This is a genomic window from Niallia sp. Marseille-Q9988 (assembly GCF_976954375.1).
The window spans coordinates 31,507-58,352 of record NZ_CDRJSZ010000015.1; the positions used below are offsets into that span (position 1 = coordinate 31,507).

The following is a 26,846-nucleotide window of genomic DNA, read 5'->3' on the forward strand; positions in this document are numbered from 1 at the left end:
CAAAGGGAAGATAAAAATGATATTAAAAGTGGTGGAGGGAAATTTTCATGGAGAAGCCATCTGGTGGTACAGTCTCATACCAACCAAAGTTTTACGGGCCCAATTTAGGGCTTGTAATGGAGCTTTATGAGCAATATGTTCAAGATCCGAATTCAGTTGATGAAGAAATGAAAAAGCACTTCGATCAATGGGGTCCCCCGATTGATCATCAAGAACAAACTAGCACAAATCATTTATCTTTACAATCCGAGGTTCAAGTTGAGAAAATTATTGCAGCGGTTACATTAGTAAATAAGATAAGGGCTTATGGACATTTAGCCGCAGATATCTACCCTTTAAAGGACCATAAAAGAGAATATGATTTATTTGAACTATCGCGCTTTAATCTTACAAAAGAAGATTTAGTAAAAATTCCAGCCTCTTTAATTTGTCCAGACGCACCAAAGCATGTATTTAATGGCTTTGAGGCTGTTCAGTATTTAAAAGATATTTATATGAAGACGATTGCGTTTGAATACTATCATGTTAATGATATTAAAGAAAAGAATTGGCTGCAGGCAAAAGTGGAGTCTGGAAGCCTAAAGCCTGCGTGTCATAAGGAATTAAAAAAGAAATTATTAAAAAGAGTAATTGAAGTAGAGGAATTTGAGAGTTTTTTACATAGAACGTATGTAGGGCAAAAGAGATTTTCTATTGAAGGTCTTGATGCAATGGTACCGTTGATTGATGAGATTATTTCAAAATCAGTGATCAATGGTGCACAAAATATTAATATAGGAATGGCACACAGAGGTCGATTAAATGTTTTGGCACATGTTTTAGAAAAGCCATATGAAATGATTTTTTCTGAATTTCAGCATGCTCCAAATAAGCAATTAGTTCCTTCTGAAGGATCCATCGGAATCAGTTTTGGATGGACAGGAGATGTTAAGTATCATTTAGGCTTAGATCGCCAAATTAAAGCGAATAATGTGTCGAATGTCCGTTTAACACTTGCTAATAATCCGAGTCATCTCGAGTTTGTTGGTGCAGTTGTAGAGGGCTTCACACGTGCTTCACAGGATGATAGAACGAAACCAGGATTTCCAGAAGAAGATTCAAACAAATCTTTAGCTATCTTAATTCATGGGGATGCAGCATTTCCAGGGCAAGGGATTGTTTCTGAGACATTAAATCTTACAGGATTAAAGGGATATCGAACTGGAGGTACCATTCATATCATTGCCAATAATACCATTGGCTTTACGACCGAATCGAGTGATTCTAGATCTACTCGCTATGCAAGTGATTTAGCAAAAGGGTTCGAAATACCGATTATTCATGTCAATGCAGATGATCCAGAGGCTTGTATTAAAGCTGCGAAGCTCGCATGTGAATATAGAGCAAAATTTAAAAAGGATTTCTTAATCGATTTAATTGGCTATAGAAGATACGGGCATAATGAAATGGATGAACCAATGACAACAAATCCATTAATGTACAAGTTAATCCATGAACATCCTACTATTACAAAGCTGTATGGTGAAAAACTAGTCACAGAAAATATTATGCAAGAAACGGAAGTTCAAGCTATCAAGGATGAAGTGATTGGAAAATTAAAAGAAGCACATGAACGAGTGCCGAAACAGCATGAGGATCCAATCATTACAAATCCACCTAATTCAGTGGAACGACAATTACCACAAATAAACACAGCTGTTTCGATTGAACAACTGAAACATATTAATAATGAATTGCTTTCTTATCCTCCTCCATTTCAAATTTTTGATAAATTAGGAAAAGTATTAAAACGAAGAAATGATGCGTTAGAGGGAAATGGCAAAATTGATTGGTCTTTAGCAGAAACATTAGCATTTGCTACGATTTTGGAGGATGGGACACCTATTCGTTTATCTGGTCAAGATTCGGAACGTGGTACTTTCGCTCATCGTAATATTATCCTACATGACTATCAGACAGGAGAGCAGTATTCACCATTACATACCTTATCAACTGCAAAGGCATCGTTCGCTGTTCATAATAGTCCATTGTCAGAAGGTTCCGTCTTAGGATTTGAGTACGGTTACAATGTTCATGCACCAGAAACGCTTGTGTTATGGGAAGCACAATTTGGCGACTTTGCAAATGCGGCTCAAGTAATGTTTGACCAATTTATTGCAGCAGGCAGAGCGAAATGGGGACAAAAATCCGGTCTAGTTATGCTTTTGCCACATGGATATGAAGGGCAGGGTCCAGAGCATTCCAGTGCAAGACTAGAAAGATTCCTAATTTTAGCAGCAGAAAACAACTGGACAGTGGCAAATTTATCATCATCAGCTCAATATTTTCATATTTTAAGAAGACAGGCAGCTATTCTAAAAAAAGAAGAAGTTCGCCCACTAGTTATTATGACACCAAAAAGCTTGTTGCGTAATCCAGATGTTGCTTCAAATAGTTTAGAATTCAGTGATGGAGCTTTCCAATCTATTTTGGAAGTAGAGGATGGATTGGAAAATCAAAAAGCTGTTACTCGATTAGTTCTGTCAACAGGGAAAGTTTCCATTGATTTATATAAAGCATATCAGAATCTTGAAAACGCGAATGCCATTCATCTTGCAAGAGTAGAAGAAATTTACCCATTCCCGGAAGAAAGACTAGCAGAAATTATTCAGCGTTTTCCTCATTTAAAAGAAATTGTATGGGTGCAAGAGGAACCAAAAAATATGGGGGCATGGAGCTTTATGGAACCAAGAATTAGAAAGCTGATTCCAAATTCTGTTTCCTTGCAATATGTTGGTAGAAGAAGAAGATCAAGTCCTGCTGAAGGGGATCCAAATGTTCATCGTAAAGATCAAGCAAGAATTGTAAATGAAGCATTGATTGACAATGGAATGAATTGAGGGGGAAAAATAAAATGGCAGAGATTAAGGTACCAGAATTAGCTGAATCCATTACAGAGGGAACAGTAGCACAATGGTTGAAGAAAACTGGGGAGTACGTAGAAAAGGGAGATTATATTGTTGAACTAGAAACAGATAAAGTAAATGTGGAAATTATTTCGGAAGAAAGTGGCATTATTCAAGAATTAAAAGCAAGTGAAGGAGACACTGTCCAAGTTGGGGAAACAATTGCGATTGTAAATGCACAAGGGGCAGCAGCTGAACAACCAAAAGCAGTAGAAGTAGTAGAAGAAAAGCAAGTTGCAGAGGAAATAACAGAAGCTCCACAAGCAGAACAGCCTAAGGTACAAGAAGATTTATCGGGTACGAAACAACTTCCGATTGCTTCTCCAGCAGCTCGCAAATTGGCACGTGAGCGAGGAATTGATTTAGCTGCTGTAAAAACAAATGATCCGTTAGGAAGAGTTAGAGCACAAGATGTAGCAGCATTTGAGCAAAAGCAAGTTGAAGTTCCAGCAGCTCAGCCATCACAAGCTCCCAAAGCAGCTACATCCACTCCTGCCGTTGAAACAGATAACCGAGTAGAAAGAGTTAGAATGACAAGAAGAAGACAGACTATTGCTAATCGCCTATTAGAAGTAAAACAAAATACAGCAATGCTGACTACTTTTAATGAAGTAGATATGACAAATATTATGGCACTTAGAAATCGTCGGAAAGATACGTTCCAAAAAGAGAATGATGTGAAGCTCGGATTTATGTCTTTCTTTACAAAAGCTGTTGTAGCTGCTTTAAAGAAAGCGCCGCTACTAAATGCAGAAATTCAAGGCGATCAAATCGTATTGAAAAAATATTATGATATTGGTATTGCCGTTTCAACAGACGAAGGACTTGTTGTACCTGTATTAAGAGATGCGGACCGAAAAAACTTCGCAGAAATTGAAGGGGAAATTTTAGGTTTTGCTAGTAAAGCTAGAAATAATAAACTTTCCTTGAGCGATTTGCAAGGTGGTACATTTACCATTACTAACGGTGGTGTGTTCGGCTCCTTGTTATCTACTCCAATTCTTAATGGGCCACAGGTTGGAATACTCGGAATGCATAAAATTCAATTACGCCCTGTCGCAATTGATGCAGAAAGAATGGAAAATCGTCCAATGATGTATCTTGCGCTTTCCTACGATCATCGAATTATCGATGGGAAGGAAGCCGTTACCTTCCTAGCCAGAATTAAAGCATTACTAGAGGATCCAGAATCTTTATTATTTGAAGCATAAGTAATGATTTAAATAGATACAAGTGGTTTTCACATAAGAAACCACCTGTATTCTTTTTATACTTGAATAATTTTTCATCTAAAATTTTAAAAAGAAAGGAGTAGATTATGAAAGACAATGACACCGTACTAGTTTTTGTATATGGCTCTTTGTTAAAGAATGAATTGAATCATTCTATGATGACAAATTATACATGTGTTGCTGAAGACGTTTGGATTTACGGGAGATTATATGATGCTAGCTTAGAATATCCTTTTTTAATCATAGATAATCATAAAAAAGTATATGGCGAATTATACGAAGTCCCAGTAGAAGAAGTATCTTTACTTGATGCATTTGAAGATTATGAGCCTGAAGGAAAGGATAATCTCTATGTACGGAAAGAAGTGACAGTATATAGGGACAATGAAACTTGGCAAGCATTTGTATATGTCTGTAATCAAGAAGAAATGCTGCAACAAGAAATAACAGAGGAAAGTTGGCGAGCATATAGAAACAAACAGTCAAAAAAATGTTTCTAACATAATAACTCTTTTGGTTTAATGGATACTCCTTCTGTGGTATAGATTATTATCGACATCATAGAAAGAAGGTCATAATATGTATATTCAAGAACATAATAATTTATATGTTATCAAGTATGATCATACATCCTATTATGCAATGGATTTCAAACGCTTAGATTGGATAAATGGCGTTTGCTATGTGACTTTTTTACAAGCATATACAGGAAAATGGTTTACTTTTGAAAGAAATAAGATTAAGTGGATGGTAAAGGAAAAAGAGAATTTAGTTTCATAATGAGTATGAGTAAAATGTTTGTGGGAGAATAAATATCCTTTTTGTCTAGTTGGGGGACGAGTCCCCCAACTAGACAAAAAGGCCACCAAGCGAGAGCGCGGTAGCTGGAAAAAATTAAGTATTAAAAAAGAGAGCTTCCTTTTGTAAAGTAGAGTTTGCCTAGAACACTACGAAAAGGAGAGGCTCTCATGAATCAATGTAACACAAAAATGCCATCATTAAAAGAATTGGAAAAGACTTTATTTCGAACACTCCAAATGACGTTTCAAGAAATCCTTGTTCAAACGTTAGAAAATTGGGATCAAGAGATTGCCCAGCAACGAGACAAAAGAAGATTTGCTTTACGTGATAAACGAGAAATACGAGTAGATACAGCGTTTGGAGCTGTGGAGCTGAAGCGTAATTATTATTTTGATCGTGTGACCAAAAAATATATTTGTCTATTAGATCACTATTTACAGTTTCAGGGGAATAAGGGATTTAGTCCGCTACTAGAAGAATGGGGGTTAGAACTAGCGACGAATGGTTCCTCCTATCGAAAGGCGGTGGAAACGTTCGAACAATTTTTAGGCTATTCGGCGATGAGCCACGAAGCATTACGGCAACATCTTCTTCAAACAAGCGTACTTCCCGCTAAGGAAAAACGCCCTTTTCAAAAGGTATTGTTTGTAGAAGTAGATGGATTATATGTGAAGAGTCAAGAAAAGAAAAAGCGTGGATGGGAGTTGAAATTCGCCGCTGTACACGAGGGATGGAAAGAAAACGGAAAGCGAGTCAGGCTCCGAAATAAAAGGCATTTTCTTTATGAAGGAAAAGAACCCTTTTGGGAAGCCTTTGAAACGTTCTTACAGAATCATTATGCGTATGATCCTACCCAAACCTTGCTTATTATTAATGGCGATGGAGCAGGCTGGATAACGGCATGTCGGGAGTATTTTCGGGAACGCGCCTTTTTCACCATGGACCGTTTTCATGTCGCTCGTTCGATGAAGCAACTAATGAAGAGCCATCCTCGATACCGCTACATGAAAAGAGCGTTAAAAAACTACCAGGTAGAAACATTACTTCTAGAGTTGAATAGCGCAGTAGGAACAATGGATACACCAGAAGAAGAAGAAAAACTAGAGCATTTCCTCGGCTTTTTAACGCATCATCAGGAAACCATAAAAGATTACCGTAGTTGGTTACAGGAAAAAGGTGTGGACACGACAGCGTATCGTCCAATGGGAAGTGCAGAGGCGATGATGAATCAATTAGCCAAACGATTAAAAAATGGAAGAGCATGGAGCAAAAAAGGGGTCATGAGCATGGCGCGCTTGTGGATTGGATTGAAGGATGACCTATCCATCCAAACGATATATGGGAAATGGGAAAAAGAAAAAAGCCTAAATACATCAAAGAAAGAACATCGACCGAAAAGAAAAATACCCACAAAATTAGTAACAGAAACCGTGCGTCAGAACCTGCCATACTTAAATCAAGCGATTGGAAAACCCATTCACTTTGCCTTACAGGGATTAAAAGGTTTTTAAAAAAGAAAAAAACGAAATTTTGATGAAAGAAAACATTTAGAAAACGGATACAAAATTAAAAGTTTTACTTTATAAAAAGGGAGCTAAAAAAAACTCCCACAAAAACTTGACTCAATCTCATAATGAGAACATGTTGCACTATGTATCGGTTTCCCTTTATACTAGGATAGTACTAGAATGAAAGGAGCAAAGAAATGATACATCAAAATTGGGAAAATAAACAAACCATTAAAAGAGTAAAATGTATACATACCGATGCAAGCAAATACATTGTTAATAGAGTGTTAACTGTTGGAAAAGAATATGAAGTGAAAAACGAAACAGAGGAATTTTACTTTGTAGTTGATAATACCGGTAAAGTCGGCGGATTTTACAAGGATTACTTTCAAACAATATAAGAAGATTAGATGTCTTAAATGAGCAATTCAGTTATGAATAGGAGGACCAATTCGCTAATAGAATCCCTCTCCTTAAACATAACGAATATCATTTTAGAGACATCTTTTTTGTTTTTCAATACAACCCTTTTTATAATTTATATAATAGTCAAGAGGATGAATAAATCATGAGTTATTTTTATGTTGGGCTTGGTGGAGTAATTGGAAGTATATTAAGATATGTAGTTGGCCAAGTTCCTTTTCCGTATGAATTTCCCTTTCAGACAATGGTGATAAATACTATTGGTTCTTTTGTTTTAGGATGGTTCACCAGTGCAATTATCAAAAAACAAAAGATTAAATCAGTATATGCAACAGCGATTGGAACAGGAATGATTGGTTCTTTTACTACTTTATCCACTCTTAGCATGGATGCTGTACAGTTAGTAGCTGTAGGGAATTATTTACTTGCAACATTTTACGTAGCTGGTAGTGCTGTATTCGGATTTATGTTTGCAGTTATAGGATTAAAATTGGGAGAAAGAAAGTGGAGTCGATCAAATGCTTAATAACCTTCTATTAATCGGGTTGGGGGCATTTCTTGGTGCCATCAGTCGATTTGCACTTATTAATGAATTGAAAAAAAGAATACAGTCAAGTATCCCTATTCCAACAATGATTGTAAATATTAGTGGATCGTTCCTATTAGGATTACTAGTGGGATTGAAGGTATATACAAGTATATATTTTATTATGGCAGTTGGTTTTTTGGGAGCATATACAACCTTTTCAGCATTAGCAGTTGAAGCTGTAACATTAATGAGAGAAAAGAAAAATGGAGCTTTTTTCCTTTATTCTTTAGGAACCTTTTTTGGAGGGATTTTATTTTGTCTAGCAGGTTGGAAACTTGCTTTAATCTTATAAATAAGTCTTTCAAATAGGAAGAAAGAAAAAGGACAAATTTTACTAGAATAGCTTTCAGTAAAATTTGTCCTTTATCATTATTTCTCTGTAACTACTTTTGCGTTAATGGGTTGTGGAGGATATAGCTTTCTCCCTAACAAGGATTGAAAGGTTAGAAAGATACCGCCGACAGTCCAATAGAGCGGTAAAGCTGCAGGTGCATTTAAAGAAACCATAACGATCATGACAGGAGATAGTAATCCCATTATGCGCATTTGCTTTTTTTGTTCTTGTGTCATAGTACTTTGAGAAACTCTAAACTGCAGATAATAAACAATTCCTGCTAATGCAGTTAAAATAAGGTCAGATTGACCTAAATTAAACCATAAGAAAGAATGGCTAGCTATTTCATGAGAACCGCGGATTGCATAATAGAAACCCATTAAAATTGGCATTTGAATCAGCATAGGCAAACAACCGATATTTAAGGGATTAATATTATTCTTCTTGTATAAATCCATCATTTCCATTTGTAGTTTTTGCTGCTCTTTTTGATCTTTTGTGCTTTTGATTTTTTTCTGGATAGCATCCATTTCAGGTTTAATAAGTTCCATTTTTCCTTTCATATGCTGTTGGTTTTTATATTGCTTTAGCATTAATGGCATAAGGACTAAGCGGATCACTAATGTGATAAGAATAATCGCAAGACCATAGCTTCCAGCAAAGATGTCTGCTGTACCATGAATAATTGCAATGAAAGGTTCAACAAATATTTTATGGAAAAACCCATCATTATTTCCTGTTGTTGAAGATGAACATGCACTCAGTAAAATAGTTGAAAAACTTAACAGCATAATTAATAAAGTGTTTTTAGATAATTTTTTCAATGTAATTCCTCCAAATTGTTAGTTAAATATTAGATAACAATGGAGAAATTAGGTTTTTCAGGATCATCATGAGAACTCTCTATTCTTTTACGGATATTTTTAACAATCCAGTGCAAAATAGGAGTATTATATTTTTGAACATTCATATTTATTGTTGTGATTGAAACATCTAGCGACAATTTCTGTTCTGTCGCAAAGAATTCCTGTTGGATGGTAGTCTTTATATTCCAATCCCATAAGTATTTCAGTACTAGACCTACTAAAAATGTATAGTAAACCGTTTGATAACTAGGAAAAAATGTAAAGTCTAATAATAAATCAATCATTTATACACCTCATTATTAGTGAACAATAAAATTATATCGAAATCACCGTTGAAAAGCAATTTGCAACTGGGACTATAGTAGAATTTTAAAGAGATTATGAAATATTTATGACAATTTATTAGTAACACAAAAACAATGTGATTATTTACCATTTTATAAAAAGCGGAGGATTTCCTTTCAATAAAATCAGAAGAATTGAGTATTTACAATAGGAAAAAATAAAATGAATGGTATAATAAAGGATAGTTTAAATAAAACCGCGGATGTTTCATAAATTCGTTTATTACTGAACTTGATGTAATAGATGTAACTATTAAATAGTGCATCAACTATCAGCAATTATAAGATATACTCCCATTTGTTCAGATAAAACAAAATTTGCGAAATCATCTTATTTTATTATCATAAGTGGAAGATGAAGGGGGATTTAATGAAAGCTCTAATTAATATTGATTATACTTTTGACTTTGTAGAGGGCAATTTACCATGTGGGATACCTGGCATTGCGATAGAAAAAGAAATTGTGAGTATAACAGAGCGTTTTATCGAAAATGGAGATTATACGGTGTTTGCCATTGATTTGCATACATTAAATGATAATTATCATCCAGAATCTAAGCTTTTCCCACCTCATAATATAGCTGGAACCAAGGGAAGAGAGTTGTATGGAGCACTTCAAAAAACATATGAAAATAATAAAGAGTTAACCAATGTTTATTGGATCGATAAGACTAGATACAGTGCTTTTGCTGGCACAGACTTACATATTAAATTGCAAGAAAGGTCAATAAAAGATATCTATCTAGTTGGCGTTTGTACAGATATTTGTGTATTGCATACTGCTGTTGATGCTTATAATCATGGGTATAATATCCATATATATGAAAATGCCGTAGCAACATTTAATGAAATTGGCCATCAGTGGGCATTGGAGCACTTTAAAAATGTACTAGGAGCAAGGATCCTTTAGTCGTTTAAGGGTTGCAGGAGGATTATAATGAGTTTTAATTATGAAGATGACAGTTTAATGTTACATACCGATTTATACCAAATTAATATGGCAGAAACATACTGGGAAGATGGTATTGCAGAAAAGAATGCTGTCTTTGAAGTTTATTTTAGAAAATTACCATTTCATAATGGCTATGCCGTATTTGCAGGACTGGAGAGAGTTATTCAGTATTTAGAGAGTCTCCATTTTTCAGAAAATGATATTGACTATTTAAGACAAGAAGGGTTTAAAGAGGATTTTCTTGCTTATTTAAAGGATTTACAGTTTACTGGCAGCTTGCGTTCAGTTAAAGAAGGCGAAGTTGTTTTTGCAAATGAACCATTAATGAGAATAGAAGCACCTCTTGCGCAAGCACAAATCGTAGAAACAGCTATTTTAAATATTGTGAATTACCAAACATTGATTGCGACTAAAGCTTCAAGAATTAAAAATGTGATTGGTGATGAAATAGCAATGGAGTTTGGAAGCAGACGTGCCCATGAGTTAGATGCAGCCCTCTGGGGTACACGCGCTGCCTTTATTGGCGGTTTTAGTTCCACTTCGAATGTTAGAGCAGGGAAGCTATTTGGAATACCTATTTCTGGAACACATGCCCATTCCATGATTCAGGCATATCATGAAGAGTATATTGCTTTTCACAAATACGCAAGAAGACATAAGGACTGTGTGTTTTTAGTAGACACCTATGATACTTTGCGTTCTGGTGTGCCAACTGCAATTAAAGTGGCGAAAGAATTAGGAGAAAGCATTAATTTTCGCGGTGTTCGCTTAGACAGTGGAGACCTTGCTTACTTATCGAAAGAAGCAAGGAAAATGCTCGATGAAGCAGGTTTTACAGATGCAAAAATAGTTGCAAGTAATGATCTTGATGAATATACAATCATTAACTTAAAAGCACAAGGTGCAAAAATAGATATTTGGGGAATTGGCACGAAATTAATTACTGCATATGATCAACCAGCTCTTGGTGGTGTTTATAAACTTGTTTCGATAGAAGACGAGGATGGTACGATGCAAGATACAATAAAAATTAGTGGCAACCCAGAAAAAGTGACTACACCTGGGCTAAAAAGGGTATATCGAATTATAAACGATATAAATGGGAAGTCAGAAGGGGATTATATTTGTTTAGAATCGGAACATCCAGAAACGGAAGAGCGTTTAAAGATGTTCCATCCAACCCATACGTATATCAGTAAATTCGTTACGAATTTTACAGCTGTAGATATTCACCAAGATATATTTATAAATGGAAAATTAGTATATGATACGCCTGATATCTTTGCGATTCAAAAGTATTCACAGCAAAGCTTAGAAATACTATGGGATGAATATAAGCGTTCTTTAAATCCAGAAGAATACCCTGTAGATTTAAGCCCATTATGTTGGGAAAATAAAATGAATCTTTTAGAAAAAGTAAAGGTAACTATTCAAAATCGAAAATAAGGAGGAAAAATCATGAGTAGCTTACAACAAAAAATTATGAAGGATTTAAATGTCCAACCTGAAATTAATGCGAAAGAGGAAATTGAAAAAAGAGTCCAGTTTTTAAAGGATTATGCAAAAAAAGCGAAAGCGAAAGGCTTTGTCTTAGGAATAAGTGGTGGTCAAGATTCATCATTAGCTGGGAGATTAGCACAACTTGCAGTGGAACAATTACGTGAGGAAGGATATGACGCAACCTTTATTGCGGTAAGACTACCATATGGAGTTCAGGCAGATGAAGTAGATGCGATACGTGCATTAGAATTTATCAAAGCGGACAAAGAATATGTATTTAATGTAAAAACGCCGGTCGATGGTGTAAAAGAAGTATTTGATGGAATGAGTGAAACATCATTATCCGATTATCATAAAGGAAATGTAAAGGCTAGAATGCGTATGATTGCTCAATATGCAATTGGCGGCCAGGAGAATCTACTTGTTATTGGTACGGACCATGCAGCTGAAGCTGTTACAGGCTTCTTTACAAAATATGGTGATGGTGGTGCTGATATTCTACCTTTAACAGGCTTGTCTAAAAGACAAGGGAAGCAACTATTAAAAGAATTAAATGCAGAAGAAGCAATTTATCTAAAAGTTCCAACAGCTGATTTATTAGACAATAAACCGGGACAAGCTGATGAAACAGAGCTTGGAATAACTTACGATCAACTAGATGATTATTTAGAAGGAAAAGAAGTTAGTTCAGACGTTGCTGAAAAAATAGAAGCACGCTATTTAGTAACAGAGCATAAACGACAAGTTCCAGTTTCTATGTTTGACGAATGGTGGAAAGCATAATAGAAAAAACGAGGAGTCGAATATTTATTCGGTTCCTTTTTTAATAAAAAGCAATTTATCCTATTATTTCTTTATCAATATAAGAACTTTGCACAAGCATGTCCTTAGATTTAGCATATTCTATAATGAAAGTACAAAATATGTAAATATGATAATATATTGTACGAAAAAATCAAAAGGAGGGAAATAAATGTTTAAAATTTTTGGTTTTGATGTTGATTTTGTTTTTTTAAATATTCCTGTATCCTTTGAATATGAATTTAAGATAGGAAAAAAACACCATGGTAACCGACCGCAGCCACCATTTCCGCCCTATCCTCCATATGCAAACAGAAATGTTTAATTAGAGGAATAATAAAGAGGTATGGTTTCATGCTGTGAAACTGGACTAACCTAAAATAGTGAGACAATATAAAACACCTCCAAAATGGCAATACTTGAGATAAGTATTGTGACATTATTCGGAGGTGTTTTTGCGTGGGCAAAAAAACTGTATATACAAAAGAGATTAAATGGGCGGTAGTAAGAGATAAGCTTGAAGGAAAATTAACAACACGGGAAATTATGAACAAATACAAAATCAAAAATAAAACTCAAATTGAAACTTGGATGAGATGGTACAAAAATGGAGAAATGTATCGGTTTGATCAGCCAATTGGTAAACAATATACATTTGGGCATGGGCCCGATTCTTTAAGTAAGGACGAGCGAATAAGTAATCAACTAACTCACCTAAAAATGGAGAATGAAATTCTAAAAAAGTATATGGCGATGAGAAAGGAGTCGATAAAGGGCTAGTAGTACAATTGGTTGAACAATTTCGTGAAAAATATACCGTTACTTCCATTTTAAAAGTTTTAGGGATTCCACGTGCTAGCTATTATCGTTGGACTAAAGGGTTTGGTGAATATCGGAATGAACATGAAGATTTAATTATTGAAATCTGTAAGGCTACTAAATATAGAAATGGTCATAGGAAAATTAGAGCTATTCTAAAGCGAGAACATCATATTCATCTTAATAGGAACACAGTTCAAAACATTATGCAGAAGCATCATTTGCAGTGTAAGGTGAAACCAAAACGCAAGTGGAAATCGCAGGGAGAAAGTGAAGTCATTGTACCTAATATTCTTAATCGTGATTTTAGTGCAAGTAAACCAAATGAGAAGTGGGTAACGGACATTACGTATATCCAGTATGGCAGCGAAACATTATATCTGTCTACGATTATGGATTTGTATAATAATGAAATCGTAGCTTATAAGATTTATAATCATCAACAAACGACATTAGTAATTGATACACTGCAGGATGCTTTGGATAAACGCAATCAGCCAGAAGGAGTTATTATACACTCCGATCAGGGGAGTGTGTATACATCGTATACTTTTCAAAATTATTTGAAGGAACATCATTTAGTAGGTAGTATGTCCAGACGAGGGAACTGTTGGGACAATGCGGTGATTGAATCATTTCATTCAAATTTAAAGACAGAGGAATTCCAATATTGTAAGTTTAATACCCTAGCTAATTTAGAAGTTATTTCTAGAATAGATGGGTACATTCATCATTACAACGAGGGTAGGATTCAAGCAAAATTAGGCTACTTAACTCCAATAGAATTTGGATTAAAGGCAGCTTAAAGGATTTCGGGGTTATCCACTTTGCATGTAGAAAAGACATGCACTTTATTTGGAGATGCGGGCATGATAGCCTATTATGGCTAAGCCAGATTCTCTTTGAGATATCTGGCTTCCTGGCTAAAGAATCTATGCCCGCAGAGGCTCCAAGTAAAGTGACAAAGTGCCTGAACTATTTCCAGTAAAGAACCAATATCAAATTAATGAAAAAGTGTTAAATTTAATATGGATAGGTGTTTTATATATGTCTCATTTGGCTAGGTCAGTTCAAAACCATGCCTCTTTTATTTAAGCTTTATCTACATGCTTCTATTCAGAATAGTAGTAGCGAACTCAACAGATTCTTGGGTAGGTGGTTCAATTCCTTGTAGAGGATATTCTAGTCCTAGTGTTTCCCATTTATAGACACCTAATTTGTGGTAAGGAAGAATATCGATTTTTTCTACGTTTTCTAATGTGGCAATAAAATCACTTAATCTTGTTAGGTCTTCTTCCGTATCATTAATAGTTGGTACTAATACATGTCTTACCCAGATAGGGATTTTTTTGTTTGATAAATATTTGGCGAAATCTAATATATGATCATTGCCCATTCCTGTTAGTTTAATATGTTTTCTACGGTCGATATGTTTTAAATCGAGTAAAACTAAATCGGTATATTTCATTAATTCGTCTAACTGTTCTTGAAATAAGGGAGCTTTAGAATAGCAACCGCCAGAAGAGTCAATGGTTGTGTGAATACCGAGTTTTTTACATTCTTTAAATAACTCGATTAAAAATGGAATTTGTAGTAACGGTTCCCCGCCACTTACAGTAATACCTCCACCAGAAGGTTCGATAAAAGGAAGGTATGTTTTTAAATCATTCATAATGTCCATAACCGACATTTGTTTCCCAGTACCAATTTCCCAAGTGTCTGCGTTATGACAAAATTGGCAGCGAAGTAAGCAGCCTTGTGTAAACACAACATAGCGAATACCAGGACCATCTACCGTTCCAAATGTTTCAATTGAATGTATATTGCCGTTCATGATTAATTCCTCCTTATAATAGACCCACGGAATTTCGAAGTAATACTGTAAGAGGTAGGGAAGAGGGATTAAGAATAATCCCTCGACCAAACTTACATTACATAGATTCGTGGAAAGTACGACTAATAACGTCTTGTTGTTGCTCACGTGTTAATTTAATAAAGTTTACTGCATATCCAGATACACGGATAGTTAATTGTGGATACAATTCTGGGTGTTCCATAGCATCTAATAATGTTTCTCTGTTAAATACGTTAACATTTAAGTGGTGACCCGCTTTTGTTGCATAGCCATCAAGGATAGATACTAAGTTATTTACACGGATATCATCTTCTTTACCTAATGCTTTCGGCACAATAGAGAATGTGTTTGAAATTCCGTCTAATGAGTAATCGTAAGGTAATTTAGCTACAGAAGATAGAGAAGCTAAAGTTCCTTTTGTATCACGTCCATGCATTGGGTTAGCTCCTGGAGCAAATGGTTCACCTGCACGTCGTCCATCTGGAGTATTACCAGTTTTCTTACCATACACAACGTTTGAAGTGATTGTTAAGATAGACATAGTATGCATAGAATTACGATATGTTTGATGTTTACGTAATTTTTTCATAAAGCTTTCAACAATACCAACCGCAATGCTATCAACCGCATCATCATTGTTTCCGTATTTAGGGAAATCGCCTTCTGTTTCAAAATCAACAGCAAGACCATTTTCGTCTCTGATAACTTTTACTTTCGCATATTTAATTGCACTTAATGAGTCTGCTACAACGCTTAATCCTGCAATACCTGTAGCCATTGTACGAAGGATTTCTGTGTCGTGAAGAGCCATTTCTATTCTTTCATAGCTGTATTTGTCATGCATATAATGGATAACGTTTAATGTGTTAATATATAGTCCAGCTAACCATTCCATCATATTATCGAATTTTTCACTTACTTCTTTGTAGTCTAGATATTCAGAAGTTATTGGCGCAAATTTAGGACCAACTTGGATTTTAAATTTCTCGTCTTTACCACCATTGATTGCATATAATAAACATTTCGCAAGGTTAGCACGTGCACCGAAGAACTGCATTTGCTTACCGATTGCCATTGCGGAAACACAGCACGCAATACCGTAATCATCTCCCCATTGAGGTTTCATGATATCATCGTTCTCATATTGGATAGCGCTCGTTTGAATAGACATTTGAGAACAGAATTTTTTAAAGTTTTCAGGTAACTGAGTGGACCAAAGAACTGTTAAGTTTGGCTCTGGAGCAGGTCCTAGATTGTCTAATGTATGAAGGAAGCGGAATGAGTTCTTTGTTACTAAAGGTCTTCCGTCATTAGCCATACCACCAATAGATTCTGTTACCCATGTTGGGTCACCACTAAATAATTCGTTATAGTCAGGAGTACGAGCAAATTTTACAAGACGAAGCTTCATAATAAAGTGATCGACAATTTCTTGAGCTTCTTTTTCTGTTAAGGTGCCATTCTCCAAATCTCTTTCTACATAAATATCTAAGAATGTAGATACACGTCCTAAGCTCATTGCTGCACCGTTTTGTTCTTTAATTGCTGCAAGGTAGCCAAGATATACCCATTGGAAAGCTTCTTGAGCATTTGCTGCTGGTTTTGATAAATCAAATCCGTAGCTTGCTCCCAATTCTTTTAATTCGTTTAATGCACGAATTTGTTCAGAAAGTTCTTCTCTTAATCGGATAGTTTCTTCTGTCATAACGGAGCTTGTAGCTTTTTTATCTTTTTGTTTTTCGTTGATTAAGAAGTCTACTCCGTATAGTGCAACACGGCGATAGTCACCAATAATTCTTCCGCGGCCATAAGCATCTGGAAGACCAGTAATGATTGCAGCTTTTCTTGCTAATCTCATTTCATCAGTATAGGCATCAAATACTCCAGCATTGTGAGTTTTGCGGTGTTCGGTAAAGAATTTTTCTAATTCTTCGTCTGCTTTATAGCCATAAGATTCACAAGCTTGAACTGCCATTCTAATACCACCGTTTGGTTGGAAAGAACGTTTGAAAGGCTCATCTGTCTGAACACCAACAACTTTTTCCTTTGCTTTATCTAAGTAACCAGGACCGTGAGAAGTAATCGTTGATACGATATCAGTATCTAAATCGTAAACACCGCCTCTTTCTCTTTCTAATTTACTTAATTCCATTACTTGTTCCCATAATTGTGTAGTTTCTAATGTTGGACCAGATAAGAATGTAGAATCTCCGAAATACGGATTAAAGTTTTTTAAGATGAAGTCACGAACATTTACTTCTTTTTGCCAAGAACCTTTTTTAAAGCCTTCCCAATAATTAGTTGTTTCTACTTTTTCCATTATAATCACCTCATGATTTAATAAAAATATATAACAGAAAGCTTTTTTCTTTCTGTTTTAACTATAACAGATTTTATGTGATAACTATCACAATAAATGTGTACATCTTGCGAATATTCTGTGGCATAAATGTGAACATCAATAATATCAAGGGATTAAGACGAAAAAGCAAAGATGGTTAAGGAGGGGTTGTAAAAAAAATCGAAAACAACTGTTATATAATTTTTTGGTTATTTTATCAAACTGTTATACAATAGTGTGAAGGTGTATAAAATTTATACAGTAAAAATTGGAGAAGAGGAGAAGTTTTCCTTTTAATAGAATAGTGATTTACATTTTGACCATACTATTGATAAGAAATAAACGATTGATAGAAAGAAAGTAGTTTTAAAAATTTCCTTTTCTTTACTAATATTTTTAATATATGATTAATCCTAGGTCAGAATGGATAGAATTATTCAAACATCATGTAAGAGGTGGTAAATATGTCAAACGGTATGAAAAAAATCTGGATTAATATGGCTAAGATACTCTTACCAATTGTCCTATTTATCATCGTTGTGCGAGAAATAAAGAATATGATTGTTTCAACAGATATACACCTTATATATGGATACTTGCAGATAATCCCTATTCAGAGCTTGTTTTATATTGTGATAGGGGGGTTCATGGCAACCTTACCAATGTTTTTTTACGATTTTTATCTTGCAAAGCATTTAAAGAAGGATATTCCCTTTGTAGAATTAGGGAAATATTCTTTTATAAGCAATTCAATTTCTAACTTAGTTGGTTTTGGTGGACTAATAGGTATCGCTTTACGAAACTTTTTTTACAAGCAATATGAAACAGATCGTAAGAAATTATTAAAAGGGATTGCTGTTGTAACTTTATTTTATTTAACAGGGATTAGTATTTTGGCATGGATTGCTATCTTATATAGTAAAAGATTAAATTTAATAGATGAACATATTTGGATATTTGCTAGCATTATTGTTGTAGGCTTAATATTTCCTGTTTTGGTCGTTAGTTATCAGAAGGTAAAATTACATAACTTTGTTTTTGAAAGAGAACAAATCATTGGTTTAATATGTGTGTCGCTCATGGAATGGATTTTCTTGTTTTCCTATTTATTTTTAATTGCAAAACTAATTGCGCTTCCTGTCTCTGTCGGGGATTTCTTTTTGTTATTTTTAGTTGCTGCCTGTACAGGCATTATCAGTATGATTCCAGGGGGAATGGGCTCTTTTGAATTAATATTTTTATGGGGGATTGAATCATTAGGTGTAGAGTCAGAACAGATGCTAATTGTCCTATTTTTGTATCGTGTCGGCTATTATCTCCTACCATTTTTAATGGCAGTATTCCTTCTCTTAATGGAAGTCAGTAAAAAGATCAAGAAAAATGCAACAGCTATTCTAAGGGGCTTAACAAGTGAGTAGTACCCTTTACGTATAGATCAATATTTATTGTTTAAAATACAAAAGGATTTCAACTTTGTGACAAAATGATAGATGTTCTTTATTATTTAAATTTATTTGGTACAATAGTCATGGTATTTAAACACAGAAAAATAATAGGTGGGGGAAAATGAGAGAAACAATCAGCACGATCTGTTTCGTATTACTACTAGTATGTCTTCCTACAATAAGTCAAGCAAAAGAAAATGGGGAACCAGAACTAGTAAGCGAGGCGGCATTCTTATTAGATAGTGATACGGGAGCAGTATTATATGAAAAGAATGGATATAAGAGAATGTATCCTGCGAGTTTAACCAAAATAGCAACAGCAATTTATGCAATAGAAAAAGGTAATATGGATGATGTCATTACAGTTAGTGACAACGCATATTCAACAGAAGGGACAAGAGTTTATTTAGAAAAAGGGGAACAAGTAACATTAAGACATTTGCTTGATGGAATGTTAATTAATTCTGGAAATGACGCAGCAGTAGCTATTGCAGAATATCTTGATGGTTCAATTAGTAATTTTGAAAAGAATATAAATCAGTTTTTAAAAGAAGAAGTAAATGTTCATTCCACAAACTTCAAAAATCCCAATGGTCTTTTTCATAAAGAGCATTATACAACGGCTAACGATTTAGCATTAATTACGCAATATGCAATGCGAAATGAAACGTTTAGAGAGATATTTGGAACAAATGAATTAAAATGGGATGGATTATCTTGGGACACGACCTTAGTTAGTCATCATCAAATGGTAAATGGGTCTAGACCATATGATAAGGTTACTGGTGGAAAAACCGGATTTGTTAATGAGTCGAAACAAACATTGGCAACAACAGCAGATAATGGAGAGCTACAACTAGTAGCTATTGTATTAAAAGGGAATTATAAGCGGGATGTATATAATGATACGGAGGATTTATTTGATTTTGGTTTTAATCAATATACACATAAAGTGATTCCTGCTGGAAAATCGTTTTTTGTAAATGGGACAACTTATGAAACAACGAAAGAGGAGAAAATTACAGTTGCTCGGACAAATGGGGAAGAAGAAGTATCCTCAAGTGGTGTATTAATGATTGAAAATGACAAAGGCGATATTCTACAATCGATACAATTAGCAAAAGTGTTGCCAGCAGAGGAAACATTTAAAGAAGATATTCCTGAAGAAGCTGTAAGAGAAGAGAAGAAATCTTCATTTCCCGGAATCGTCTTTATTATTCCGTTAGCGTTATTCTTTCTTTTTTATATGAAGAGAAGAGCAATTAGACGGTAACCTCGATAGGCAGAATAAACTAAATAGCAAATATAATATGTAATCGCTCGTATCCTATTCGGCGCTTCGAGTGTCTATATCACCTGAGTATTTAAATAAAGTAGATAACCAGTATGGGAAACAAGGGCATTTGTAAATAGCTAAATTAGAGAAGAGCATAACACATTCTTTTAGAGGATAAGAAAAAAACCGGGAATCCCGGTTTTTTTTATTACTTATACATAGCAGCTATATTTTTTTGTAAATCGGCATCTTCTAAATACTCATCATAATTCATTTGCTTATCAACAAGTCCACTAGGCGTAATTTCCAAAATACGATTAGCGATTGTAGATACAAATTGGTGGTCATGAGAAGTGAAGATCAACGAACCTTTAAAATTAATTAAACCATTATTTAAAGCTGTGATAGATTCTAAATCTAAGTGGTTTGTGGGCTCATCTAAAAGAAGTACATTTGCTCCACTTAGCATCATTTTAGATAACATACAACGAACTTTTTCTCCACCTGATAAAACACTAGGCTTTTTCAACACTTCTTCACCTGAAAATAACATACGACCTAAAAATCCTCTTAAGAAGCTTTCTGTTTGGTCATTTGGAGAATATTGACGGAGCCAATCCACAAGTGTAGCATCATCATTGCTAAAGTACTCTGAGTTTTCAGCAGGGAAATAGCTTTGAGAAGTGGTAACTCCCCATTTATAAGTGCCGCTATCTGGCTCCAATTCGCCTGCTAAAATACGGAAAAGAGTGGTTTTAGCAATTTCATTTGGACCAACGAGCGCAATTTTATCATCTTTATTCATAATAAAGCTTACATTATCAAGTACTTTTACTCCATCAATTGTTTTTGATAAGTTTTCAACTCTTAATAAGTCATTGCCGATTTCACGCTCTGGTGTAAAGGCGACATATGGATATTTTCTAGAAGATGGCTTAATGTCATCTAACGAAATTTTATCAAGTAATTTCTTTCTAGAAGTTGCCTGTTTCGATTTAGAAGCATTTGCACTAAAACGAGCAATAAAGTTTTGAAGCTCTTTGATCTTTTCTTCTTTCTTTTTGTTTGCATCATTTGCCATTCTAGCTGCTAATTGACTAGATTCATACCAGAAATCATAGTTACCAACATAAATTTGAATTCTGCTGAAATCTAAATCGGCAATATGGGTACAAACTTTGTTTAAGAAATGTCTGTCATGGGACACAACAATTACCGTATTTTCAAAGTTAATTAAAAATTCTTCTAACCACTTAATCGCATTTATATCAAGATGGTTAGTAGGCTCATCTAGTAGAAGAACATCTGGTTCACCGAAAAGAGCTTGTGCAAGTAAGACCTTCACTTTATCGGAACCGTTTAATTCAGCCATTGTCTTAGAATGAAGTTCTTCTCCAATTCCTAGACCTTTTAAAAGAATGGCAGCCTCAGATTCGGCTTCCCAACCATTAAGTTCTGCGAATTCTCCTTCTAGCTCAGCTGCTTTCATACCATCTTCATCTGTGAAATTTTCTTTCATATAAATAGCATCTTTTTCCTGCATAACTTCATACAATCTTGCATGACCCATAATTACTACTTTAAGCACTTCATGTTCTTCGTATTCAAAGTGGTTCTGCTTTAAAACAGCAAGTCTTTCACCAGGACCTAAAGAAACATTTCCAGATTGTGCTTCTAGCTCACCAGAAAGAATTTTTAGGAAAGTGGACTTTCCAGCACCATTTGCTCCAATTAATCCATAGCAATTTCCTGGTGTAAATTTAATATTAACATCTTCAAATAATTTACGATCACCATATCGAAGACCTACATTCGTAACTGTTATCATTTAAAATCCTCCAAACTACAATATCCTTCAAATTATATCATTTTTAGAATAGAAGCGCGAATTATTTTCATAAGCTGTTTGAGTCAAGTATTTGTGGGAGAAATTTTTTATCGTCGGAATTTCTCTCTTTTTCAGTGTGTTTGCTATCTCTATTGTTAACGCTTTCTATACTTACTCTATTTATAGTCAGGCTGTTTTCGTAAAATTTTTTGGGATCAATAGACCGTTCCTTTCCGCTACAGGCACTTGCTTTCCGCGGGGAGGAAGTCGAGCCTCCTCGCCGTTCCGGCTGTGGGGTCTCGACCTTTCCTCTATGTCCCGCAGGAGTCAAGTGCCTTTCGCTCCAATCCACTCTGCGTTTTCTATGTTGTTAAAATCCATAACCTTTTAGAATACAGTTTACAGTTAAACGTCGACAATCCTTTTTAAAATCCTTGTAATGCTTTTAACGCATGATATAGTGGCTTTCCTGTTGTTTGACTCAAATAGGCAATGTTTTGTCTTGTTGCCTGTCCTGCTGTTTTGGTTAGTTTTTCACGGTAGTATTTTGGTTTTATATGATTTGATTCCTTCTCTTCCAATCGTTTCGTCATTGTTCCGATCAGTGTTTTAATATCTAATCCATCTTTTAAGCCAACCATGAATCGAATAAATGCATCTATTCCTTTTTCACTCCATGCCCTTCCGTTTTTCAGACGCTTGGCAAACACACTCATGGTTCCTTCTGCGCTGCCCATCGGACGCATATCACTCGTATCTATTCCTTGTTCCTGTAACCAAATTCTATAGTCTCCAAGTGCCTCGGGATATGGAGAAAGCTGGTTAATTAATGCTTCTAATCGTTCTTCTTTTTTCTCTGTATCCAGGGTCGCCACTGCACTATTTAACTCTACTAATAATCCCTCTCCATCATACTTAGCTAGCTTTTTTCGTATCGCTTTATATCTAGGATGTTCTTTAAAAATACGTTGGATTTCTCGAGCTACGTGGAATCTGTCTATCGTGAAAAAAGCTTTCTTTTGAAAATACTCTCTGCACGCAGTTATCCAACTAGCTCCGTCCCCATTGATAGCTAAAAGATGAGTAGTTGGATCGTAATGATACGTATCCATTAAAAATTGTTCTAACTCTTCCCAGAAAGGTGCTTCTGCTTTATGAATAAAATGCCGTTTTCCCACAAGACTGGCTCTCTTTCCATTCATAGACCAACCTTCATGGATAGCTGCGATCTTTTCTTCTCGTCCGCGCTTCTTACCACCTTGCCGTTTAATAAATAAGCCATCTACTTCGATAAATAATACCTTTCTTTTTGGTTCGATTGGCAAGCTCGGTACAACTTCTGTTTGTAATAAATGTTGACGAATCGCTTCATGACTAGCTACAGAGTATCCAAGTAATTTTTCTAACGTAGAAGATGCATGTCTGTATGATGGCCCAGTAACCGCCAATTCCATCGCCATTTCTTCCACAACTGGACTAAATCCTTTACCGCCCTCAAACTGTAAATATTGATCTAATAAATAGACATATTTGTTGCCGATACGATCCCAATAGTAATTTCGCTTAATTGAAACAGATCCAAATAAGGTGTCCATCTGAATCGCTCTCTTATCTTTGAGTTGATATCTTCCTTTATCTCGTTGTTCAGCTATTTCTCTGTCATACCCAGTTAACAGCTCCTCGAGAACTTCCGAAAAAGTTTCCTGTAATGTTTTAAATAAATCACTTTCTATTTCTTTTAATGTAGGTAGTTTTATGGTATTTTGTTTCATAGGGACTTTCTCCTTTTGTATGTTTTGTCCGCAAACACTACTATACAAAAAGAAAGTCCCTTTTTCTTTATTTTTGCTCATACTACCGCGCTTGCGTTTGGTTGGCGGTCTAACGACCACCAACCAAACCAGAGGGTAAATTATTTTCTACCCACAAACATTTTACTCATACTCATAAGCTTACATATCAAATTGTTCTTTCGTTCTATTCTATCTATTTAAATAACAGTAGGGAATAATATATTCTTAGAGGAAGTGCGTCTAATTGCAATTGGTTTTAGAGTTTCCAGGTTCGGTATAGGAATTTCTTATATAAAAATATGTAATATGTCTGATGGAAAAAAGGAAACATGTTTATCATAATAGGTGGATAGGGTAAAAAATAATCAAAAAATAAAGGGTTTTCTTTCCAAGGATAGAATGTATAATATAGAACGTATTATCTTGGTTAAGAAATTTTTAAAATAACAAGAATAATGTCTAAATTTATTTATGATTTGTTCATAATTTCTTCATAAATTTCTAGTACACTAAAACTATTATAAGAAGTAAAGGAGTAGTTACTATGGCTAAAAAACAGCTAGTTGAATTGGTAAATAAAATGAAAAAATCCGGTATCAAAATTAGCTTTACAAAGCCAAGATCTCAGTTTTCTGTAGCCATTCAACAGAACAATAAATTAACAACCACGACACACTAATCAAGATAACTTATGCTGTGTAAGTGGATGTGGTCAAAAAGTACATATCATATTGAAAGTATTGGGTGTGCCTTTTTGGAATAAATGAATTGTTAAGAAATGTTCATATTTTCACAATGTAATTCATTTTCCCTTTTGTATAATTATTATATACAGAAAGGAAGGTTTTACAATGGATATACACCCTATCGATAAAGCGATCAACTATGCGATGAAAAAGAAAGAAACAATTGATGATTCCTTTTTCCGTTATTTTGTAAAAGCAATTTTAGCAGGAATATATATCGGATTTGCTTTAATGCTATGTTATCGTTTAGCACAACCCTTTTTTGATGTTCATTCACCTGCAACATACATGATGACTAGTTTATTTTTTGGTATGGCTCTTGTACTTATTTCCTATGGTGGAGGTGAATTATTTACTGGCAACACCATGGCTTTTGCAATGAGCACCTTGTCTGGAGCAACAAGTTGGAAGGATACCATTTATAATTGGGTTACTACGTATTTTGGTAATTTAGTTGGCGCGCTATTTTTTGCTTTATTAATCTTTTATTCTGGATTATTTAGCTTAGCTCCCAAAACAACTTGGCTTATGGATGTAGCCAATTCAAAAATGAGTGCTACAACACTAGAATTGTTTATTAGAGGAATCCTTTGTAACTGGTTGGTTTGTTTAGCTATTTGGATACCAATGAATATTAAAGGAGATGTCGGGAAAATAATTGCAACATTATTAATTGTATTTTCCTTTATGATTTCAGGTTATGAGCATAGTGTTGCAAATATGGCTCTTTTCGCCATTTCTCTAATTGTTCCTCATCCAGAAACAATTACCGTTGCAAATGCATTGCACAATCTCATCCCAGTTACGATTGGTAACATTGTTGGAGGGGCATTCTTTGTAGGTGCACTAAACTTATATATTTTTCCTAAGAAAAAAGGAAAAGCAAAAGATCCTGCTTTACATGTAACTACATCAAGATCTATTGCAAAGTAATACTAATTATATTTACCTCTAGTAAAACTGCCGAAAAACATAGCATGTTTTTCGGCAGCCGCTATCCAATATGACTCATGCTTAATGAAAAAATTAATCCTACACATGCAACAAATCCTACGGTAGATCCTCCTTGCTCAAATGCTTCTGGCAACATAGTTGAGCAAACCATCGCAATTAATCCACCAGCCCCAAATGACTGAATGCTTGAAAGCATAGTAGGGGAAGCATTTTCTAAAAATAAATACCCAACTGAGCTACTAATAGCAGAAATGACAATCACACTACTCCAAAGCATTAATATTTTTTTATGTGAATATTGATCTTTTTTTAATCCTACTGTGGAAGATAAAGATTCTGGAAAGTTACTGATGAAAATTGCTATTAAAAATAGGAGATCCACTTTTTGTGTATATAACAAGCTAAGACCGATAATCATGGATTCTGGAATAGCATCCATTAAAGTACCGACAAAAATCGCTAAACCTGAATGTCCCTCTGGATTTTTATGTGATCGTTTTCGATTAGATCCGCCTTTTCGATAAAGGAAAATTTCAATAATGGTAAATAAACATGCTCCTGCTAAAAAAGCGATAGCAGTAGTAAACATACCACTTTTATTTACAGCTTCAATTAAAAGTTCAAAAGAAGAGGCACCTATTAAAATACCTGTTCCTAAAGCCATAAAATAGGCAATAATTCTTTTTGGAATGGAAAGAAATAATCCTATGACAGAACCTGCAAGCAATGAAGAGCTAGCAATTGCCCCCCACATGGCTGCTTCTAACATATTAAAAACTCCTTTTTACTTTACTTATTTTTCATTCTGCTACTTAAGAAATTATTTTTAAATTATTTGCGTTTTTTTTTGGAATATGTAAGCTTTTCTTTTCATACATAACCTTTTTTAGTAACAAATATGCAATTAATAAGTAGAATATTTTCATTTAATATGTTTATTAAAGATTTTGCTGAAATATCCGCACCTTCTACAAGATAGTTGTCCATACTTTTTTTAGACTTGTACATAGGATATTAGAGATTAACGTTGGAGGTGTGATAGATGTCTGGTAATAATTTTTATCATCAATGTTCTAGAGGTGTAGGAAGATGTGTTCGTATCCGTACTCATAGTGGAGAGATTCATACTGGAGTAATTGAAAGAGTTACACCAAATAAAGTCTATATTAGACCAATTGGAGGAAACAGAAGAAATTATGGTGGATTTGGATATGGGTATAGACGTGGTTATAGACCTGGCTGGGGTTGGGGCTGGGGCTGGGGAGCAGCAGCTGTAGGAGTTTCTTTAGGATTAATCGCTGCACTGGCTTTTATTCCTTTCTTTTAATCAAATTAAACAAGCAGAAAGAGGCTGTGACAAAAGCATTTCAACTAATAATAAACACGAACTTTTGTATAGTTAATATACATAAAAGTTCGTGTTTTTCAGTTTGAAAAAAGTTTAAAAACGAAGTGAAATGGAGCGGAGGACGCTCGACTCCTGCGGGAAATAGA

Annotated in this window: 25 protein-coding genes; 18 read left to right on the forward strand and 7 right to left on the reverse strand. The window is 34.8% G+C overall.

Annotated elements, in window-relative coordinates; translation table 11 throughout:
- Positions 1-47 precede the first annotated feature (47 nt).
- From sucA to ACWNMZ_RS21950, 8 genes are all read left to right on the forward strand, one after another.
- The gene (sucA, locus tag ACWNMZ_RS21915) at positions 48-2,879 is read left to right on the forward strand and encodes a 2-oxoglutarate dehydrogenase E1 component (RefSeq protein ID WP_251629952.1); all 2,832 of its coding nucleotides are present in this window, start codon (positions 48-50) and stop codon (positions 2,877-2,879) included.
- Positions 2,880-2,893: 14 nt separating this feature from the next.
- On the forward strand, positions 2,894-4,156 hold the full coding sequence (gene odhB / locus ACWNMZ_RS21920) for a 2-oxoglutarate dehydrogenase complex dihydrolipoyllysine-residue succinyltransferase (protein ID WP_251629954.1): 1,263 nt from the start codon (positions 2,894-2,896) through the stop codon (positions 4,154-4,156).
- A 107-nt stretch (positions 4,157-4,263) separates the two neighbouring features.
- Positions 4,264-4,677: a gamma-glutamylcyclotransferase family protein gene (locus ACWNMZ_RS21925; RefSeq protein ID WP_031538724.1), complete on the forward strand. Its 414-nt coding sequence runs from the start codon at positions 4,264-4,266 to the stop codon at positions 4,675-4,677.
- A 79-nt stretch (positions 4,678-4,756) separates the two neighbouring features.
- On the forward strand, positions 4,757-4,957 hold the full coding sequence (locus tag ACWNMZ_RS21930; protein WP_031538726.1) for a hypothetical protein: 201 nt from the start codon (positions 4,757-4,759) through the stop codon (positions 4,955-4,957).
- 188 nt (positions 4,958-5,145) lie between these two features.
- Positions 5,146-6,489, forward strand: coding sequence for an ISLre2 family transposase (locus ACWNMZ_RS21935; RefSeq protein WP_449598894.1), 1,344 nt, complete (start codon positions 5,146-5,148; stop codon positions 6,487-6,489).
- A 194-nt stretch (positions 6,490-6,683) separates the two neighbouring features.
- A complete protein-coding gene (locus ACWNMZ_RS21940; protein ID WP_031538728.1) occupies positions 6,684-6,887 on the forward strand; it encodes a DUF6501 family protein in 204 nt (67 codons plus the stop codon).
- 167 nt (positions 6,888-7,054) lie between these two features.
- Positions 7,055-7,435: a fluoride efflux transporter FluC gene (locus tag ACWNMZ_RS21945; protein WP_031538730.1), complete on the forward strand. Its 381-nt coding sequence runs from the start codon at positions 7,055-7,057 to the stop codon at positions 7,433-7,435.
- The gene (locus ACWNMZ_RS21950; RefSeq protein ID WP_251630141.1) at positions 7,428-7,790 is read left to right on the forward strand and encodes a fluoride efflux transporter FluC; all 363 of its coding nucleotides are present in this window, start codon (positions 7,428-7,430) and stop codon (positions 7,788-7,790) included. The genes ACWNMZ_RS21945 and ACWNMZ_RS21950 overlap by 8 nt, the downstream gene beginning before the upstream one ends.
- Positions 7,791-7,867: 77 nt before the next feature.
- Here the strand turns inward: ACWNMZ_RS21950 and yidC are convergent, their stop codons facing one another.
- Together yidC and ACWNMZ_RS21960 are read right to left on the reverse strand one after the other, a co-directional pair.
- On the reverse strand, positions 7,868-8,656 hold the full coding sequence (yidC, locus tag ACWNMZ_RS21955) for a membrane protein insertase YidC (protein ID WP_251630142.1): 789 nt from the start codon (positions 8,654-8,656) through the stop codon (positions 7,868-7,870).
- Positions 8,657-8,685: 29 nt separating this feature from the next.
- Positions 8,686-8,982: a hypothetical protein gene (locus ACWNMZ_RS21960; protein ID WP_031538735.1), complete on the reverse strand. Its 297-nt coding sequence runs from the start codon at positions 8,980-8,982 to the stop codon at positions 8,686-8,688.
- A gap of 430 nt (positions 8,983-9,412) precedes the next feature.
- On the opposite strand from ACWNMZ_RS21960, the gene ACWNMZ_RS21965 reads away from it, so the two are divergent.
- The 5 genes from ACWNMZ_RS21965 to ACWNMZ_RS21985 all read left to right on the forward strand — a co-directional run bounded on the left by ACWNMZ_RS21965 (position 9,413) and on the right by ACWNMZ_RS21985 (position 13,920).
- Entirely contained in the window at positions 9,413-9,952 is a 540-nt protein-coding gene (locus ACWNMZ_RS21965; RefSeq protein ID WP_031538736.1) for a cysteine hydrolase family protein, read from the forward strand.
- 27 nt (positions 9,953-9,979) lie between these two features.
- Positions 9,980-11,440 (forward strand): nicotinate phosphoribosyltransferase, encoded by a 1,461-nt coding sequence (locus tag ACWNMZ_RS21970; RefSeq protein ID WP_031538738.1) that lies wholly within the window; start codon positions 9,980-9,982, stop codon positions 11,438-11,440.
- Positions 11,441-11,452: 12 nt separating this feature from the next.
- Positions 11,453-12,277 carry an ammonia-dependent NAD(+) synthetase gene (gene nadE / locus ACWNMZ_RS21975; RefSeq protein ID WP_031538740.1) on the forward strand — a complete coding sequence of 275 codons (825 nt, stop codon included), beginning with the start codon at positions 11,453-11,455 and terminating at the stop codon, positions 12,275-12,277.
- A 190-nt stretch (positions 12,278-12,467) separates the two neighbouring features.
- A complete protein-coding gene (locus ACWNMZ_RS21980) occupies positions 12,468-12,620 on the forward strand; it encodes a hypothetical protein (protein WP_251630143.1) in 153 nt (50 codons plus the stop codon).
- A 134-nt stretch (positions 12,621-12,754) separates the two neighbouring features.
- Positions 12,755-13,920 (forward strand): IS3 family transposase gene (locus ACWNMZ_RS21985; protein WP_109769520.1). Its coding sequence is split into 2 segments (ribosomal slippage): positions 12,755-13,070 and positions 13,070-13,920, totalling 1,167 coding nucleotides; the frame shifts between segments, so codons are not numbered across the junction.
- Positions 13,921-14,216: 296 nt separating this feature from the next.
- Here the strand turns inward: ACWNMZ_RS21985 and pflA are convergent.
- Together pflA and pflB are read right to left on the reverse strand one after the other, a co-directional pair.
- Positions 14,217-14,948, reverse strand: a complete 732-nt coding sequence (pflA, locus tag ACWNMZ_RS21990; RefSeq protein WP_235252702.1) for a pyruvate formate-lyase-activating protein — start codon at positions 14,946-14,948, stop codon at positions 14,217-14,219.
- Between the two features lie 97 nt (positions 14,949-15,045).
- Positions 15,046-17,289: a formate C-acetyltransferase gene (pflB, locus tag ACWNMZ_RS21995; protein WP_235252703.1), complete on the reverse strand. Its 2,244-nt coding sequence runs from the start codon at positions 17,287-17,289 to the stop codon at positions 15,046-15,048.
- Between the two features lie 485 nt (positions 17,290-17,774).
- On the opposite strand from pflB, the gene ACWNMZ_RS22000 reads away from it, so the two are divergent.
- Both ACWNMZ_RS22000 and ACWNMZ_RS22005 read left to right on the forward strand, forming a co-directional pair.
- A complete protein-coding gene (locus ACWNMZ_RS22000) occupies positions 17,775-18,728 on the forward strand; it encodes a lysylphosphatidylglycerol synthase domain-containing protein (RefSeq protein WP_449598895.1) in 954 nt (317 codons plus the stop codon).
- 148 nt (positions 18,729-18,876) lie between these two features.
- The gene (locus ACWNMZ_RS22005; protein ID WP_251630136.1) at positions 18,877-20,028 is read left to right on the forward strand and encodes a D-alanyl-D-alanine carboxypeptidase family protein; all 1,152 of its coding nucleotides are present in this window, start codon (positions 18,877-18,879) and stop codon (positions 20,026-20,028) included.
- A gap of 211 nt (positions 20,029-20,239) precedes the next feature.
- On the opposite strand, the gene ACWNMZ_RS22010 is transcribed toward ACWNMZ_RS22005, so the two are convergent.
- On the reverse strand, positions 20,240-21,859 hold the full coding sequence (locus tag ACWNMZ_RS22010; RefSeq protein WP_031536557.1) for an ABC-F family ATP-binding cassette domain-containing protein: 1,620 nt from the start codon (positions 21,857-21,859) through the stop codon (positions 20,240-20,242).
- Between the two features lie 425 nt (positions 21,860-22,284).
- A complete protein-coding gene (locus ACWNMZ_RS22015) occupies positions 22,285-23,631 on the reverse strand; it encodes an ISLre2 family transposase (RefSeq protein ID WP_048717475.1) in 1,347 nt (448 codons plus the stop codon).
- 565 nt (positions 23,632-24,196) lie between these two features.
- Here ACWNMZ_RS22015 and ACWNMZ_RS22020 point away from each other — a divergent pair.
- Together ACWNMZ_RS22020 and ACWNMZ_RS22025 are read left to right on the forward strand one after the other, a co-directional pair.
- Positions 24,197-24,331, forward strand: a complete 135-nt coding sequence (locus ACWNMZ_RS22020) for a hypothetical protein (protein ID WP_268817967.1) — start codon at positions 24,197-24,199, stop codon at positions 24,329-24,331.
- 172 nt (positions 24,332-24,503) lie between these two features.
- Positions 24,504-25,331 (forward strand): formate/nitrite transporter family protein, encoded by an 828-nt coding sequence (locus ACWNMZ_RS22025; RefSeq protein WP_251629640.1) that lies wholly within the window; start codon positions 24,504-24,506, stop codon positions 25,329-25,331.
- A gap of 61 nt (positions 25,332-25,392) precedes the next feature.
- On the opposite strand, the gene ACWNMZ_RS22030 is transcribed toward ACWNMZ_RS22025, so the two are convergent.
- Positions 25,393-26,121 (reverse strand): ZIP family metal transporter, encoded by a 729-nt coding sequence (locus ACWNMZ_RS22030; RefSeq protein ID WP_251629638.1) that lies wholly within the window; start codon positions 26,119-26,121, stop codon positions 25,393-25,395.
- A 273-nt stretch (positions 26,122-26,394) separates the two neighbouring features.
- On the opposite strand from ACWNMZ_RS22030, the gene ACWNMZ_RS22035 reads away from it, so the two are divergent.
- Entirely contained in the window at positions 26,395-26,679 is a 285-nt protein-coding gene (locus ACWNMZ_RS22035; RefSeq protein ID WP_031536554.1) for a hypothetical protein, read from the forward strand.
- The last annotated feature ends 167 nt before the right edge of the window (positions 26,680-26,846 follow it).